Source organism: Vibrio floridensis (assembly GCF_021852965.1).
Classification (GTDB): Bacteria; Pseudomonadota; Gammaproteobacteria; order Enterobacterales; family Vibrionaceae; genus Vibrio; species Vibrio floridensis.
This window is the reverse complement of the sequence record NZ_JAKGCY010000001.1, coordinates 298,755-314,432: the sequence shown is the minus strand read 5'-3', so window position 1 is coordinate 314,432 and position 15,678 is coordinate 298,755. Positions and strand designations below refer to the sequence as shown.

The following is a 15,678-nucleotide window of genomic DNA, read 5'->3' as shown; positions in this document are numbered from 1 at the left end:
ATATGGAAGCCATCAAACCCGTGAGTAGAGATGCGTTTAGCGTCGATCTCAAACACGCCTTGATATGGGTGGCACGCGCACTCGATTACGTTGGTGTTGATGATTTAAATCATAATCATCGTGTCGCTTACATCGCCTATCAATGTGCACAAGTACTTGGCTGGGAAAAGAAAAAGCAAGAGTTTTGTTTTCTTTCTGGGCTGATTCATGATTGTGGCGTTTCACAAACCACAGAACATTCCCACCTGATTAGCGATATGCTGCCCAGTGAAAGTGAGCATCACTGCCACATCGGCTTTCAAGCCCTCGAGCAGTGTGAGTTACTGGCTCAATTTTCTAACATCATTCTCTACCACCATACCGACTGGCTTCATTTACAGCACGCCCCTATCAGCCCCTATGAAAAAGATGTTGCTGCTCTCATTTACTTGGCGGACCGGCTGGATTTTTTACGCGCAAAATATCTGAAAAACACCCATCAGGATCTCATCACTTTGTACAAAAAAGCGATCACCGAGGAGCTCACTCTGCATAAAGGGAGCTTATTTTGTCCTACGTTTGTTGATGCGTTGATTACTTTGATTCACAAAGACGGATTTTGGTTTGCGATGGATGCGACCCACATTGAAACCATCCCATTTTCATTCAACCAGCTCAAATGGCTACATCAAGACCTCTCGTTGTCGGCCTTAACTCAGCTCGGGCGGTTTATTGCAGGCATTGTCGATGCGAAAAGCCCCTTCACCTATCAGCATTCACTCAAAGTGGCAGAACTCAGTGAATATCTTGCCAATCGAATGGGGTTGCCAAAATCGACCAGCAAGCTGATCTACGTGGCTGGATTGGTGCATGACATTGGCAAATTGAGAACCCCAGACGAGATCTTGCATAAAGAAGGACCTCTAACGGAAAACGAATATATTCACATCAGACGGCACACCGTCGATACCGATGTTGCGTTAAAAATGATATTCCCCAACTCGAAACTTAGCGAATGGGCGTCTAATCACCATGAAAGGTTAGATGGTAGTGGCTATCCGTACGGAAAAACGGCTGAGCAGATCGATCTCCCATCACGTATTATCGCCATTGCCGATGTGTTTCAAGCACTGTCGCAAAACCGTCCCTATCGCAACAAGTTGTCGCCACAAGAGATCACCAACATCATGCGGCCGATGGTGATACAGAGTAAGTTGGATGCCGATGTTTACGATCATCTCGCGCGCAATCTCAACACTTGCTACCAAATCAGTGTTGAAGATTCTGAACAACAACTCTCAACACCGTGCGAGCAAGCGGAAACGCAGACCACGATGTCGCTTTCACCGCCGACCACGTTAACGGCCTAACTGGCCACAAAAAACACAGCGTAAAAGAAAAGCCTCTGATTTCAGAGGCTTTTGAATAAATAGACAGGATGATCAAGCTTGGCTGGCTAACGCTTGATCGATGTCACTGGCGCTGTGACGCTCTTCCACCATCTCCCACGATTCGCCCCAGGTTTTATTGACGATACGGCCACGTTTTACTGCGTCACGTTGTTCAATGTCTTTCGCCCAACGCACCACGTTCTGGTAGCTCGCCACGTCTAAAAACTCAGCCGCATTGTACAGTTTGCCCAGCACAAGGTTGCCATACCAAGGCCAAACGGCAATGTCAGCAATCGAATATTCATCGCCGCCGAGGTAACGATGTTTCGCCAATTGCTTATCCAGCACGTCAAGTTGACGCTTGGCTTCCATAGTGAAGCGATTAATCGGGTACTCAAATTTCTCTGGTGCGTAAGCATAAAAATGGCCAAAACCACCGCCCAAGTAGGGAGCTGAACCTTGCAGCCAGAATAGCCAGTTCATGACTTGAGTGCGCGCCGCTAAATCCGTAGGCAGCAATTTGCCAAACTTCTCGGCGAGATAAAGCAGAATATGACCCGACTCAAACACATTGATCGACTCAGCCACGGAGCGGTCAACCAAGGCGGGAATTTTTGAGTTTGGATTCACCGCCACAAAGCCCGATGAAAACTGATCCGCATCGCCAATCTTGATGATGTGCGCATCGTATTCGGCTTCTTTCACGCCAAGAGCCAACAACTCCTCCAGCATGATGGTCACCTTCTGACCATTGGGTGTACCCATAGAGTAAAGCTGGAGTGGGTGTGAGCCAACTGGCAGCTCGCGTTCAAATCTCGCACCCGAATCTGGACGGTTGATGCTCGCCCACTGACCGCCGTTTTCTTCATTCATGGTCCAGACTGCTGGAGGAGTATAGGTATTTGCCATGATGTGTCCTTTTTTGGTTTGGAGGTAATTACCTGTTTAATATCAGTCCTTAGACCTCAAATTAAAAGGAATACTTTCCAACGAAACTCGTCTTAACTAGAACGATCGGTTATATATCTTTTCTGAGCTCAGTACCCGCCTCAATCACGCCTTTTATAACCCCATCAGGATGTACTTACTTTCCATGTAATCATCCATGCCAAGGAATGAACCTTCTCTCCCTAAGCCCGATTCTTTCACTCCACCAAACGGCGCAACGGTGGTGGAAATCAATCCTTCATTAACACCGACAATGCCCGCTTCAAGCGCTTCCGACACGCGCCAAGCTCGTGAGAGCGATTGTGTATAGAAGTACGCCGCGAGGCCAAAATCGGTGTTGTTGGCACGCGCCAGCACTTCCTCTTCGCTATCAAAGACAAACAGTGGTGCCATTGGGCCAAAGGTTTCCTCCTGCGCCACCAACATCTCATCCGTCACGCCACTGAGCACCAAAGGCTGCACAAGTCGACTGCCTGCCATGGGCAATTGGCCACATTCAATGTGCGCCCCTTTGCTTTGGGCATCTTCGACGTGTTGCACCACCTTGGCGACTGCGGCATCGTTGATCAGCGGGCCAAGATGAACGCCTTGGTCAAAACCATTGCCCACGTTAAGTGCTGAGACTTTCTCCACCAATTTTTCACAAAACTCTGTATAGACCGAACGTTGAACATAAAGGCGGTTTGCACAGACGCAGGTTTGCCCGGCATTGCGGAATTTGGCGATCATTGCCCCCTCAACGGCGGCATCCAAATCGGCATCTTCAAAGACGATAAACGGGGCATTGCCACCCAATTCAAGAGAGAGCTTTTTGATGTTGTCTGCCGATTGACGCATCAACAGTTTGCCTACCGGCGTTGAGCCCGTGAACGATAATTTACGAACGCGCTTGTTACTGGTCAGTTCGCCACCAATCGCAACCGCATCACCGGTGATCACGTTAAATACCCCAGCAGGAAAACCCGCTTTTTCCGCCAGCACAGCCAGTGCAAGTGCGGTAAAAGGGGTATCCGGCGCGGGTTTTAAAATCACCGGGCAACCCGCTGCAAAGGCAGGGCCACACTTGCGGGTGATCATCGCCGCAGGGAAGTTCCAAGGGGTAATCGCGGCCACCACGCCGATCGGCTCTTTGGTCACCAAAATCTTGGCGTTTGCTTTGTGGCTTGGCACGAGCGTGCCATAGGCTCTGCGCGCCTCTTCAGCAAACCATTCAATAAAACTGGCGGCATAAAGCACTTCTCCCTTCGCTTCAGCCAATGGCTTACCTTGTTCTAACGTCATGATGTGCGCCAACTCATCGCTGTGTTCTAGGATCAACTGATGCCAACAATGCAGCAGATTGGCCCGTTCTTGTGCCGTGAGTGCTTTAAACTGCTGAAACGCTTTGTCTGCACCCGCGATCACTTCTTGGGTCTCCTTTTCCCCCATATTCGGCACCGTACCAATCACTTCATCGTTAAAAGGATTGGTAATGGTCATGGTTTGCGGCGCACCGCGCCATTCCCCGAGCAGATAACATTGCTGCCTGAATAATGAGTTCATACTGGATTCCTATTGAGCGTGACATTGCCGTTTTGCTGGCAATGAAAATGGGTGACCCTTTCAGTGTGGGCCAAATCAGAGACACTATACGCCTAATCGTCACTATTTGTCGTTTCGCGATCTCTATGCACGTCCAACCTACCCCAAGGAACCGCCAAACTGTGCCCCATCACAAACATAAACCATGCAACCAAAGTAACGCGATAAACAAGATTGATTTATCATTGGTAGCTATTTGATAGTGGTCGCACAACCTTAATTGACAGGAGCCAATGATGGCTGAGATTCAAGTACCTAAGTCCCTGCATGATGTTTTCGGTGAGCGGCAAACCGTATTTGAAATTGCCAGTGTGTTCGCTTTCGCTATCGCTGGCACTTTCCTCATTTATTGGCAACTCTATTTACCAACGTCTTCGGAGCTTAATTGGAAGATCGTTGTGGGCTTTGTTGTCATCGCTGACGTGCTGGCTGGCTGCGTGGCTAACTTCACTAAAGGTACAAACCAATATTACGCCGCTCGTCCGAGTAGTCGATACACCTTTATCGCCATTCATTTTCATATTGTTGTGATTGCTTGGCTGCTCGGAGGTTCGTTACTGAACGCTTGGATTGTATGGGGTAGCACCATTGCAGCCGCTCTCATCATCAATGCACTCAAGGGGCATCGACTTCAATTGATCGTTGCGGCAAACCTATTGTGTTACGGGTTATTACTCTTAACTATGTTACCGCTGGAACCTTGGTTTTTGGCCTGCTCGCTGTTTTTCATGATGAAGGTTGTTTTCAGCTTCGCGGTGGACCACTACGCCAAAATCGAGTGATCCGTCTTTTCTACCACTCAAGCGCTGCAAAATACGCTTTCGCAGCGCTTGACTTGCTTCTCTACTGACTAGATTTTGAATCGTCCCAACAACGTATCCAGCTGCTCACATTGGGAGTCTAGACTCTCACACGCTTGTTGTACCTGCGCCACCATACTGACCATCTGTTTTGAACTGTCAGCAATGTTCTGCACATTCAGGTTTATGTCGGCGCTCACCGTACTTTGCTGAGTTGCAGCAGAAGCGATTTGGCTGTTCATGTCGTTCATGTGAAGAATAGATGCACCGATTTGCGCTAAGGAATCAGTCGCATAACTCGCTTTATGCAGCGTTTCTTCACGGCTAGACACGCTGCGCGACATCACTGCCACCGCCTCTTGAGCGCCTTGCTGTAAGCGTTCAATCATCGCCTGAATTTCTCCCGTACTGTCGGATGTACGACTCGCCAAAGAGCGCACTTCGTCCGCCACCACGGCAAAACCGCGCCCTTGCTCACCCGCACGTGCCGCTTCAATCGCCGCGTTAAGCGCCAACAAATTGGTTTGGTCAGCGATGCCACGAATCACATCCAACACTGAGGCAATGTTGCTTACTTGTGAGTCCAAACGATGAATCACTTGCGTCGCTGTCTCTATTTCGCTGGCAAGATGCTCGATCGACGCCACCGTCTGCTGCACTGTGTGTTGAGCTTGAGCCACTTGCTGGCTGGCTTGCGAACTGGAATCCGCCGCATCACTCGCGCTGTCACTCACGGATTGGCTGGTGGCTTGCATCTCGTTCACTGCTGCCGCAACCGTATGGCTTTCGTGCTGCTGCCCATGAGAAAACTGGCTGATTTTCTGTGTCGATTGCAAAATCAAATGCATGTTACTGCGCACGCTTTGCGTTGCCGCTACTACCTCGTCAATAGTGTTATGAATGCGGCTGGTAAATTGGTTGAAGGAGTGCGCAAGCTCGCCCAATTCATCGTGGCTGCGAATGTCGATACGGCGAGAAAGATCCCCTTCCCCCTCCGCAATATCGCGCATCGCTACCTGAATTTGTCGCATCGGTTTCATCACAAAACGCTGAATCACCCAGTAGGCAAACGACACGCTGATCACCACCGCCACCAGACCCATGAGGATCACGTTGTCGACAAAGTTCTGGCGTTCAACATATTGCTGATTGAGCAACATCAACTCATCATCAATGGCATTACTCAGGGTTTTGAGTTGAGCACGCATCAGCACAAACTCATCGTGTATTTTCTCTTTATTATCAGCATAATAAGCCGCTGCGAACTCAGGCCGCTTAAATATGGGCTCGTAAAGAGAGATCCAACTCTGTGTTAAATTGACCAGTCGATCTAATTCACGTTGCATTGTTGAAGGGATAAGTTGGGAGTCGATTAATGTTTGCACTTTTTTGATACGTGGAATCGCTTTGTATCCATTAAATTCAAACTCTTCGGTATGGTATGCCAGCTCTTCCTCAGACGTCGATAGCAACAATCCTTGAGCAGCATTGCTTGCTTGGTATAAATCTCGATAGGCATCTTCTAGGCTCATAACCACCGGATACATACCATTGTTAATATCATCGGCAATTTTGGCTTGTTTTTCAGACAGCGAATAATTAATAAAAGAGACCAACAAAAACGTCAGCAAAATAATGCCTACAGGAATTGTTAGTTTGTGTTGTATTTTCATATGACTACCTAGTTACTGTTTAGGCATATTGTCTGGAAAAGCCATTTTCTATTCTATGACTGATCTAAAAGTTTAATTTCTGTTCTATTTATATTTGAGTCATGAGTGACTCAAACTTAGAGAGCAAAGCGATATTGCTATGACACAACAGAAATACTTGCGCTTTCCATTACCTATCACTATAAACAGCTATCCCCTTCGCTTAGGTATTCGCATGCATCTCGCTCTGTTTGATTTTGATGGCACCATCACTCATGAAGATATGTTTTCGCTCTTTTTGCAGCACTCCGCGTCTCCCAAGCGCAAATGGCTAGGTCGGCTCGTGATCATGCCGTTTTATGCCCTATACAAACTCAAGCTGTTGCCTGCACATGTAATGCGCCCGATTGCCAGTTGGGTGGCTTTCCGTGGCCGCGATGCCCATCAACTGCAACAGTTGGGGGAACATTTTGCAGCTGAGGTGATTCCTCATTACCTCCGAGTAGAAGCAATGGAAAAACTGGCGTGGCACCAAGCCAAAGGCGACCGTATTATCTTGGTCTCCGCTTCGCTCGACCTTTACCTTGCGCCTTGGTGTCAAACCCAAGGTATTGAATTGCTTTGCAGCGAAATGAAAATCCACCACACCGCATTAACTGGTACCTACCTCAATGGGGATTGCAGCAAAACCCGCAAAGTTGCCAGAGTCAAAGCACATTGCGATATCGACCAATACCCGCGCATTTATGCCTATGGCGATACCGATGAAGATCGCCCAATGCTGGCACTGGCAGACGAAGCGTATTTTCAATGGGAGAGAGTTGCGCCGCAGGGATGAGTAGTGTAGTAAACCGGAATAATATTCAACTTAGTCTAAGCAAAATCGAACCGGCTAGTATTCGATATGCGTAGTATATAATTAGTTAGTAGAGTGATATTTATCACCACTGATTGCGATATCAAAAATAGATTCAAGAAATGATGTATTACCCAAAAAGCCTTGTATGTTGGCCTCAACCCACTCTTCTTTTGATATCTCTGGCCAATTAATATCATAGCCAGCAATAAAAACCAGTTCTTCAAAAAAGAAACGTGTTGCTCGACCATTGCCTTCTCGGAATGGGTGAATAACATTAATTTCACAAAAGATATCAGCAATAAGCCGTACAGCTGAAATGCGATCCTTGCTATGCCTTAACTGAGGAATACGTCCCAACTCTTTTACAAGACTACGCTCTATAAAATCACAATGAGCAAAACGAGAACTACCTTTACTTATATCAACATCTCGAAACTCTCCAGCCCACCCATATACATCCTGAAAAAGAACCCAATGAAGGTGTTTGAAATGAGTGATATCCATTTCTTCCAGTGTTAACACTGAACTCGAATATTCGATATACCTAAGTTCAGAAAATGCAACTTCTGCTGTGTCTAATTCGTCGCTATCACGGATATCAAGCAAGTTAACAAGAGTGTTGGAATCTGGATAGCAATAATGATCCTGCTCTGCGCCGTACTTATCTCGCATACTGGCGCTTTAGTGCCTCCAATGTTTTTTGCTTACCGCTTGAAGTAAGCCCTTCATAAGACGCACTAACTTTAAAGTTTCTCGCTTTAGGTACAAAACGACGCTCGGTATCTGTTGTGCTCACTTCTTTCTTATCATTTTTCATCGCGATACTCTAACAACATGTCTAATGTCGTCATTTTAGCTTTCAAACCTATAACTAGCAAATTCAGTAGCGCAATGCCATTTATAAACTCAACTCTAGTAAGGCATAGACAATCGCAAATCATCGTAGCTTAGACGAGATTCTCTTAGCAAAAAGGAGGCCGCAGCCTCCTCAGTGTTGAAGCAGAACAATCGCTTAACGCCAAACGCCCCACTCACCCGTGGTTCCCGGCTCTTCACCCGTTGTCCACCATTTTGCCGTCCACTCACGACCATTGTGGCTTACCACATCGCCCGCGACATACACTTTCTCTTTACTCCAACCGTTGGTGGGTAACGTTGGAGGCGTGGTATCCGCTTTGATCAACGAAAGCGCGTAGCTAAAGTTAGCGCTAGGTGCATGCACTTGGTTAGCAAACACATTGCTGCTGTCGTACATGTAGTGGTTCATCTCTTGGTGCCAAATGCCGATGTACCAATCTTTATGTTGTTGACCATTAAATTGCCCCGCCAGCTCCGCAGCCCAAGTGCCGGTGTTGTTGGCAGAAATAGCCAATGAGATGTCCACCTGCTCAGCGCCAGTCGCGTCAAAGGTACGCAAGCGAACCGTATCACCGGATTCAACAGGGCCAAAACCTTGTGGTACGAAATAGCCAAGTACGCTGAGGTTGTTGCCTGGTTCCGTTGGTGGATCGGTTGGGTCTGTTGGTGGTGTTGTGCCTCCGCTTCTCAAGGTAATGTCACTGCAGTTATAGAAACCTTCACCAACCACATCAATGCGCTGCCAACGTGTGTAGAGAATGGCATCACCACTGCGGTCCGCCGGGAAGGTCACTTTCATGCGGTAGCGTTTTTGCTCATCGACAAAAATGTCACCTGCGGTGTCAATCAGCTCCAGATCATCCCAAGTCAACGGCAAAGACGCATCGTAGCTCGGCTTGGTTAAGTAAAATTCCCAGTAAGAAGGGTTGTGCGGCGCTTTACCAAAGAACACCAGTTCAATTTGATTGTTCGCATCTGGCGTGATTGACGTGCGCTGCCAATAGGGTGAAGGTATGTTTAATCCCGCTTTGGCAGAATCACCCGCTGAACAAAGCTCGCCATTCGGTACGATCGCTTTGACATGCGCCATATCGCGGTAATTCGGTACGTTCGCGGCAATTTCGCTGCGTTGCACAAATGGGTAAGCGCCAGAGGCGTCAAACGCCGCCTGACATGCTTGGTTTGGGATCTCATTGGTCCAAAAACCGCCATCTTCATAACAGGTATTTTGTCTGGCACTTGGGTATTCAACCCAACCGTGAGCCTGAACCTGAAAGGTGCTTAACGCGGCAAGAACACTGGCACCAGCCAGCGAAAAAGAAAGTGCTTTTTTCATCCTATTTCCTTTTGTGATTGTCACTCCCTCTACGGCATACGGGAGAGTATACCCGTGCTACTTGATGCCGCAGTGGCGTTGGCTACGCTCATTCACTTGCCACCTACCTGCAACTCCCCGTAGTTTGGGTAACAGAACCTCTAATCCCGATCTTATTCGGGTGTAATAAAGCTAGCAGGATGTCTGTTTCATAGTGTGGATAGGGCAAATTGTCGGGTGTTTTTGTCGCGAGTTTGCTACTTGCTTTCCAGACGTTTTGTAGCACGGAGATTGGTGTAACAAACATTTTCGAGTCACTTCAAATTGACTCGGCAAGGTTTATGGCGGATTCATTGGCAAGCCGACGGATTTGATGCATAGTGCAGAGCGGTTTTCTATGCGAAGCAGTTGTCTAAAGGATATTTTCTATGCGCAAGGTACTACTCACCGGATTTGAGCCATTTGGTGGCGAATCAATCAACCCCTCACTGGAGTTGGTCAAGCAAATGGCTTCGCGCGCTTTGCCACAGGTGGAGATCATTGGCTGTGAAGTGCCTGTGGTTCGCTACCAAGCGATCGAGACAGTGCTGCAAGCCGTTGAAACACATCAACCAGATTTAGTACTCATGATTGGCCAAGCGTCAGGGCGTTGCGCCATCACTCCTGAGCGTGTTGCGATTAATCTGGATGACTATCGCATCGAAGACAATGCCGGTCATCAACCGGTGGACGAGCCGATCATAGCAACGGGCCCTGCTGCCTATTTTTCGACCTTACCCGTGAAGGCGATCACCCACGCGCTGCAACAAGCAGGCATCCCGTGCCAACTCTCTCACAGCGCAGGCACGTTTGTGTGCAATCACCTTTTCTACGGTGTTCAGCATCATTTGCACACACGCGCAATTCGCAGTGGATTTGTCCACATCCCTCTGCTGCCAGAGCAAGCCAGTGCTTCCAACCAACCGAGTATGAGCTTAGAGACATTGGTACATGGCTTGGAAATTATGATGATGACCTGCCTTGAAACAGAACAAGACACCAAACACACTGGCGGCACGATTTGTTAACGCTCATCTTTCGGCGAATCCATCACGACCATGGTGGTGATGGATTTTACCTGCTCGCATTCACCCAGCACATCGGCGTGAAACTTCTTATACGCGACGAGATCTTTGGTTTCTACCCGTAACAAATACTCATTGGCGCCGGTAATGTTGTGGCATTCCACCACTTCATCAACGAAGCGGACGTGATCTTCAAACTCTTGCTGCGCTTTTTTGCTGTGCGATGCCAAACCAATCGACACGTAGGCGACAAAACCGATCCCCAATTGGTTGCTATCCAATACCGCACGATACCCCTTGATAACCCCTTTTCGCTCCAGCTCCTGCACGCGGCGCAGAGTCGCGGAAGGCGACAATCCAACCCTTTCTGAGAGCTCTACATTTGAAATTCGGCCATCACGCTTGAGGGCGTGCAATATTTTTTCGTCAAATCTATCCATAGTGAAATTTTCTTGCGCAGTGTCGGCTTGATGATCAAATAAAAGCACAAAATTGCGACGATAACTACCTATGATTGTGTTGACCGGTCAGAAAACAATTATCAACGTGTAGGAGAGAAAAAATGGAGCTGTCTCAGCTCAGCGCCTTGGCGCTGTTTGCCTTTGTATCGACGTTTACCCCCGGTCCCAACAACATTATGTTGATGACCTCCGGCGCCAATGTCGGGTTTGTTCGTACCATTCCGCACATGCTCGGCATTACGCTTGGCTTTGCGGTGATGGTGATGCTCATTGGTGTGGGCTTGATGGGGCTTTTTCACAGCTACCCACTCTCGCACCAAATCCTTAAGTACCTCAGTTTGAGCTATTTGGTTTATCTGGCGGCGAAGATTGCTTTCAGCGGCAAAGCCAGTGAGCGAAAAGATTTTAAACCGATGAGTTTTTTGCAAGCGGCAAGTTTCCAGTGGGTGAACCCAAAAGGCTGGACCATGGCCCTGACGGCAGTCAGCGTTTACAGCACCGGGAGTCAATGGTGGGAATTGGTTTTGATCGCTGGGGTATTCATTTTGGCCAATCTGCCTTCGGTCAGCTTTTGGACCGCGGCAGGAACTCAGTTACAGCGCTGGCTCACCACGCATACCCGAGTAAAGAGCTTTAATATCAGCATGGCATTACTGCTGTTGCTGTCGACCGTACCAATGCTCAACTAACCGTAGACAGAGAGTGACAGAAAAAAACAAAGAGCCGAATCATCGGCTCTTTGTCGGTGTGACGTAACACAGCGAGATTAGGCGCTAACCAACGAGCCCCATAGGTCGTATTCGTCAGCGTGCTCGATAAGCACATCCACCAACTCGCCTGCTTTGAGGCTGGTTTCACCGTTTAGGTAAACTAAACCATCGATTTCTGGTGCATCCGCGTAGGTGCGGCCAATCGCGCCTTCTTCGTCTACTTCATCGATGATCACTTTCATGGTTCTGCCAATGCGTTTTTGTAGCTTCGCCGCGCTGATTTCTTGTTGAACCAGCATGAAACGCTCAAAACGCTCTTGCTTCACTTCTTCTGAGATCTGATCATCAATGTCGTTTGCAGCCGCCCCTTCTACTGGTGAGTATTTGAAACAGCCCACACGATCCAGTTGCGCTTCTTTTAGCCACTCTAGCAGCATCTCGAAATCTTCTTCCGTTTCGCCTGGGAAACCAACGATAAAGGTTGAGCGAATCACCAACTCTGGGCAGATCTCGCGCCATTTTTTGATTTGATCGAGCGTGCGTTCCGCACGGCCAGGGCGCTTCATCGCTTTAAGTACATTCGGGCTGGCGTGCTGGAATGGAATATCCAAGTAAGGCAGGATTTTTCCTTCCGCCATCAGCGGGATCAAATCATCCACATGTGGGTATGGGTAAACGTAGTGCAGGCGCACCCAAATGCCCATTTTGCCCAACTCTTCACTCAGCGCTTTGATGTTTTGACGCACTGGAGAACCGTTAGCAAAACCCAGGCTGTGTTTGCTGTCCACACCGTAGGCACTGGTGTCTTGGCTGATCACCAATAGCTCTTTCACCCCTGCGTTTTTCAGACGTTCTGCTTCACTGAGGATTTCTCCCACCGGGCGGCTGACCAAGTCACCACGCATGGACGGGATGATGCAGAAGGTACAACGGTGGTTACAGCCTTCCGATATTTTTAGGTAAGCATAGTGTTTTGGCGTCAGCTTCACGCCGTGGTCAGGCACTAGGCTGGTAAACGGGTTGTGCTCTGGCTTTGGCGCAAACTGATGTACGTGCTCTAACACGTTTTCATACGCATGTGGGCCCGTAATGCCTAAAACGCCCGGGTGCACTTCGCGAATTTCATCTTCACGCGCGCCCAAGCAACCGGTCACGATCACTTTACCGTTCTCTTTAAGCGCTTCACCGATAGTGTCGAGCGACTCTTGAACTGCGCTATCAATAAAGCCACAAGTGTTGACGATCACCACGTCCGAATCGTGGTAGCTGTTGACGATTTCATAGCCTTCGGTGCGAAGTTGCGTCAGGATTCGTTCAGAATCAACGAGGTTTTTGGGACAACCTAATGAGACGAAACCGATTTTGTTACCGCCGCTTGGCGTTAACTCTTGGCTCTGTTGCTCGATGGTTTTTTTGGCCGTATCCAACGTCGTGGTTTGGTTTGGCGTAAACGTTTGAACTGTCATTACTTGCTTTGCTTCCAGTGTTGATTGGTGCCAGTCATCAGTGATCGAATCGCCACGGTTTACTGGTGAAAAATCGATAGCGAAAAGGCTTCTGTTGCTTGTTAAAAGCCGCTTAGGTATCGCGAGCGCGAATTATAACTGAGGATAAAAAAATGCATAGATCCTGCAATGTATTTTTGAGCAAAAAACAAACAAAAAAGGGAGGTGTTTAACCTCCCTCACCGTTCATTCCAGAAGGAACAAATCGTTAACTAAGTTTGTAGAACAGGGTCGACAGTGGTGGTAGGCGCAGCACAATCGACTGGGCTAAATCTTCACTGACCACCGCTTCGCTCTTGACGTCTACTACAACCTCGTAGCCGCTGCCTGCGTATTTGCTGTCGTCGGTGTTGAGCAGCAATTGGTAGCGGCCTTTGTTTGGCACGCCTAAGCGGAATTCATCACGTGGCACAGGGGTAAAGTTACTCACCACCAAGATACGCTCGCCTGCTTCACTGATACGCTCGTGCGCAATAATGCTCTGTTCGGCAGCATCTTGTAAACGCCACTCAAAACCGGCTGGAATGCAATCTTGATCGTGCAGCGCCGCTTCATTTCGATACAAGTGGTTGAGATCACGCGTCAAGGCTTGCACGCCTTGGTGACGGGGGAAATCGAGCAAGAACCATTGCAGTTGGTCATCGTGATTCCACTCTGCCGTTTGGCCAATTTCCGCGCCCATAAAGTTGAGTTTTTTGCCCGGTTGACCATACATGTAACCAAAATACGCACGTAAATTGGCGGTTTGCTGCCACTCATCACCTGGCATCTTGTTGTGAATAGAGCCTTTGCCGTACACCACTTCATCGTGGGAAAGCGACAAGACGTAGTTCTCACTGTGAGCGTAAACGAGCGGGAACGTGAGGGTATTGTGGTGGTATTTACGATGAACAGGCTCTTCTTTGATGTAAGAAAGGCTATCGTGCATCCACCCCATATTCCACTTAAAGCCAAAGCCCAAACCGCCCATAAAGGTCGGTGCGGACACGCCAGGGAAAGCGGTCGACTCTTCCGCAATCGTCATCGCATTCGGGAAGTATTTGTACACTTCCTCATTCATCCATTTTAGGGTGGCAATCGCATCGTAGTTTTCGTTGCCGCCATCCATGTTCGGTATCCACTGGCCATGGCTGCGTGAATAATCGAGATACAGCATCGATGCCACCGCATCCACCCGAATACCATCGATATGGAACTGCTCAAACCAATACAGTGCATTAGAAACCAAGAAACGGCGTACTTGCTCGCGGCCAAGATCGTAGATAAACGAGTTCCAGTCTTGGTGCCAGCCACGGCGTGGATCTGGGTCGTGGAACAATGGCGTACCATCAAAATTGGCCAAGCCGTGATCGTCCGATGGGAAGTGCGCAGGCACCCAATCCAATACCACACCAATGCCCGCTTGGTGACACGCATCGACGAAGAATTTGAAATCATCGGGTGAACCATAGCGGCTGGTTGGTGCAAAGAGACCCACAGGCTGGTAACCCCAAGAGCCGTAGAACGGGTGCTCAGAAACAGGCATCAGTTCAACATGGGTGTAGCCCATATCCACTAAATATGGCACCAACTCGGCGGCCAGTTCGCGATAATTCAGGAATTCACCTTGCTCGTTGCGCTTCCAAGAACCGGCATGCAGCTCGTAGAAAGAGAGCGCTTCTTTGCGTTTCTCGGTCACTGGGCGAGTTTGCCATTGGGCATCTTGCCACTGGTAGCGAGCGTGATCGTACGTGACGGAAGCAAAAGATGGGTATTGCTCTGCGTAGAAACCCCAAGGGTCAGCTTTGTGTGGTAAGCCTTCACCCTTCGGCCCTTTCATTTCGAATTTGTAGCTCACCCCTTCGGCTAAATCCGGAATGAATAGACCCCAAATGCCGTAATCAAGGCGCTGCATTGGATGGCGTCGGCCATCCCAATCATTGAAACAGCCCACGAGACTTACTGCGGTCGCATGCGGTGCGTACACCAAGAAACGGATGCCTGAGATTGATTTGCCGTCGCGCTCAAGCGTCATGAACTGTGAGCCCATGTGTTGATACATGGTTTTCGGCGTGTGGAGATCGTCATACTCGGCGTAGATACCGTGGTATTGGTATGGGTCATCGACAAGTTGCTCGACGCCATTCCAATCGATCGCCAATTGATAATGGGTAAGATGCAGATTGAGATCGGCTTTGAGAATGAAGGCACTCTCTTTTTCTCGCTCAAGCGCGATACGTGGTTGGCCTTCTAATACCAATGCCACCCCCGTTGCACCCGGCATCCAGACGCGCAGTGCCCCTTGTGTTGGGTCGATAAATGGACCTAAAAATGCAAACGGCTCTGAACAAGCGGCTTGAGACAATTTCTCAAACATCTGATTCACTTTACTTTTTACTAATTTTTTCAAACCTTTTTTCCCTCGCCAAACAGCCAACGTTGTGAACACAATCCTCATTCACGACCGCGTACTTATTCTTGTTCATCCACAAGGTACGCAAATAATAAAAATGCCCGCTATTGGTGCGGGCATAATAACGGTACCTCATTCTACCATTTTACTGGTATACAGAGAG

Annotated in this window: 14 protein-coding genes; 5 read left to right on the top strand and 9 right to left on the bottom strand. The window is 48.6% G+C overall.

Annotation, left to right across the window (positions count from 1 at the left end; all coding sequences use genetic code 11):
• Nucleotides 1-2 precede the first annotated feature (2 nt).
• A complete protein-coding gene (locus LZU85_RS01290) occupies nt 3-1,349 on the top strand; it encodes an HD-GYP domain-containing protein (protein WP_237286169.1) in 1,347 nt (448 codons plus the stop codon).
• 72 nt (nt 1,350-1,421) lie between these two features.
• On the opposite strand, the gene yghU is transcribed toward LZU85_RS01290, so the two are convergent.
• Together yghU and LZU85_RS01280 are read right to left on the bottom strand one after the other, a co-directional pair.
• Nucleotides 1,422-2,279: a glutathione-dependent disulfide-bond oxidoreductase gene (yghU, locus tag LZU85_RS01285; RefSeq protein WP_237286168.1), complete on the bottom strand. Its 858-nt coding sequence runs from the start codon at nt 2,277-2,279 to the stop codon at nt 1,422-1,424.
• A 153-nt stretch (nt 2,280-2,432) separates the two neighbouring features.
• Nucleotides 2,433-3,860, bottom strand: coding sequence for an NAD-dependent succinate-semialdehyde dehydrogenase (locus LZU85_RS01280; protein WP_237286167.1), 1,428 nt, complete (start codon nt 3,858-3,860; stop codon nt 2,433-2,435).
• A gap of 275 nt (nt 3,861-4,135) precedes the next feature.
• On the opposite strand from LZU85_RS01280, the gene LZU85_RS01275 reads away from it, so the two are divergent.
• Nucleotides 4,136-4,681: a hypothetical protein gene (locus tag LZU85_RS01275; protein WP_237286166.1), complete on the top strand. Its 546-nt coding sequence runs from the start codon at nt 4,136-4,138 to the stop codon at nt 4,679-4,681.
• Between the two features lie 68 nt (nt 4,682-4,749).
• On the opposite strand, the gene LZU85_RS01270 is transcribed toward LZU85_RS01275, so the two are convergent.
• The gene (locus LZU85_RS01270) at nt 4,750-6,372 is read right to left on the bottom strand and encodes a methyl-accepting chemotaxis protein (protein ID WP_237286165.1); all 1,623 of its coding nucleotides are present in this window, start codon (nt 6,370-6,372) and stop codon (nt 4,750-4,752) included.
• Nucleotides 6,373-6,586: 214 nt separating this feature from the next.
• On the opposite strand from LZU85_RS01270, the gene LZU85_RS01265 reads away from it, so the two are divergent.
• Nucleotides 6,587-7,189 carry an HAD family hydrolase gene (locus LZU85_RS01265; protein ID WP_237286474.1) on the top strand — a complete coding sequence of 201 codons (603 nt, stop codon included), beginning with the start codon at nt 6,587-6,589 and terminating at the stop codon, nt 7,187-7,189.
• A gap of 81 nt (nt 7,190-7,270) precedes the next feature.
• Here the strand turns inward: LZU85_RS01265 and LZU85_RS01260 are convergent, their stop codons facing one another.
• The 3 genes from LZU85_RS01260 to LZU85_RS01250 all read right to left on the bottom strand — a co-directional run bounded on the left by LZU85_RS01260 (nt 7,271) and on the right by LZU85_RS01250 (nt 9,404).
• Nucleotides 7,271-7,882: a Fic/DOC family protein gene (locus LZU85_RS01260; protein ID WP_237286164.1), complete on the bottom strand. Its 612-nt coding sequence runs from the start codon at nt 7,880-7,882 to the stop codon at nt 7,271-7,273.
• Nucleotides 7,872-8,027, bottom strand: a complete 156-nt coding sequence (locus tag LZU85_RS01255) for a hypothetical protein (protein WP_237286163.1) — start codon at nt 8,025-8,027, stop codon at nt 7,872-7,874. The genes LZU85_RS01260 and LZU85_RS01255 overlap by 11 nt, the downstream gene beginning before the upstream one ends.
• A 195-nt stretch (nt 8,028-8,222) precedes the next feature.
• The gene (locus LZU85_RS01250) at nt 8,223-9,404 is read right to left on the bottom strand and encodes a lytic polysaccharide monooxygenase (protein WP_237286162.1); all 1,182 of its coding nucleotides are present in this window, start codon (nt 9,402-9,404) and stop codon (nt 8,223-8,225) included.
• A gap of 407 nt (nt 9,405-9,811) precedes the next feature.
• Between LZU85_RS01250 and pcp the strand changes: the two genes are divergently transcribed.
• Nucleotides 9,812-10,450, top strand: a complete 639-nt coding sequence (gene pcp / locus LZU85_RS01245; protein WP_040110398.1) for a pyroglutamyl-peptidase I — start codon at nt 9,812-9,814, stop codon at nt 10,448-10,450.
• Here pcp and LZU85_RS01240 read toward each other — a convergent pair.
• On the bottom strand, nt 10,447-10,887 hold the full coding sequence (locus LZU85_RS01240; protein ID WP_015727382.1) for an Lrp/AsnC family transcriptional regulator: 441 nt from the start codon (nt 10,885-10,887) through the stop codon (nt 10,447-10,449). The two genes, pcp and LZU85_RS01240, sit on opposite strands and share 4 nt — an antisense overlap.
• A 122-nt stretch (nt 10,888-11,009) precedes the next feature.
• Here LZU85_RS01240 and LZU85_RS01235 point away from each other — a divergent pair, with 122 nt between their 5' ends.
• Nucleotides 11,010-11,597, top strand: coding sequence for a LysE family translocator (locus LZU85_RS01235; protein ID WP_015727381.1), 588 nt, complete (start codon nt 11,010-11,012; stop codon nt 11,595-11,597).
• 77 nt (nt 11,598-11,674) lie between these two features.
• Here the strand turns inward: LZU85_RS01235 and rimO are convergent, their stop codons facing one another.
• Nucleotides 11,675-13,084: a 30S ribosomal protein S12 methylthiotransferase RimO gene (gene rimO, locus LZU85_RS01230; protein ID WP_237286161.1), complete on the bottom strand. Its 1,410-nt coding sequence runs from the start codon at nt 13,082-13,084 to the stop codon at nt 11,675-11,677.
• Nucleotides 13,085-13,331: 247 nt separating this feature from the next.
• Complete coding sequence (gene glgB, locus LZU85_RS01225) at nt 13,332-15,560, bottom strand: 1,4-alpha-glucan branching protein GlgB (RefSeq protein ID WP_237286160.1); 2,229 nt, start codon at nt 15,558-15,560, stop codon at nt 13,332-13,334.
• Nucleotides 15,561-15,678: the final 118 nt, after the last annotated feature.

Excerpts from the sequence above, each read along its gene's own strand:
- LZU85_RS01275 (WP_237286166.1), top strand. The coding sequence starts at position 4,136 with ATGGCTGAGATTCAAGTACCTAAGTCCCTGCATGATGTTTTCGGTGAG.
- LZU85_RS01255 (WP_237286163.1), bottom strand. The coding sequence starts at position 8,027 with ATGAAAAATGATAAGAAAGAAGTGAGCACAACAGATACCGAGCGTCGT.
- pcp (WP_040110398.1), top strand. The coding sequence starts at position 9,812 with ATGCGCAAGGTACTACTCACCGGATTTGAGCCATTTGGTGGCGAATCA.
- LZU85_RS01260 (WP_237286164.1), bottom strand. The coding sequence starts at position 7,882 with ATGCGAGATAAGTACGGCGCAGAGCAGGATCATTATTGCTATCCAGAT.
- LZU85_RS01240 (WP_015727382.1), bottom strand. The coding sequence starts at position 10,887 with ATGGATAGATTTGACGAAAAAATATTGCACGCCCTCAAGCGTGATGGC.
- LZU85_RS01250 (WP_237286162.1), bottom strand. The coding sequence starts at position 9,404 with ATGAAAAAAGCACTTTCTTTTTCGCTGGCTGGTGCCAGTGTTCTTGCC.
- rimO (WP_237286161.1), bottom strand. The coding sequence starts at position 13,084 with ATGACAGTTCAAACGTTTACGCCAAACCAAACCACGACGTTGGATACG.
- LZU85_RS01280 (WP_237286167.1), bottom strand. The coding sequence starts at position 3,860 with ATGAACTCATTATTCAGGCAGCAATGTTATCTGCTCGGGGAATGGCGC.
- LZU85_RS01290 (WP_237286169.1), top strand. The coding sequence starts at position 3 with ATGGAAGCCATCAAACCCGTGAGTAGAGATGCGTTTAGCGTCGATCTC.
- LZU85_RS01235 (WP_015727381.1), top strand. The coding sequence starts at position 11,010 with ATGGAGCTGTCTCAGCTCAGCGCCTTGGCGCTGTTTGCCTTTGTATCG.
- LZU85_RS01270 (WP_237286165.1), bottom strand. The coding sequence starts at position 6,372 with ATGAAAATACAACACAAACTAACAATTCCTGTAGGCATTATTTTGCTG.
- glgB (WP_237286160.1), bottom strand. The coding sequence starts at position 15,560 with ATGAGGATTGTGTTCACAACGTTGGCTGTTTGGCGAGGGAAAAAAGGT.
- yghU (WP_237286168.1), bottom strand. The coding sequence starts at position 2,279 with ATGGCAAATACCTATACTCCTCCAGCAGTCTGGACCATGAATGAAGAA.
- LZU85_RS01265 (WP_237286474.1), top strand. The coding sequence starts at position 6,587 with ATGCATCTCGCTCTGTTTGATTTTGATGGCACCATCACTCATGAAGAT.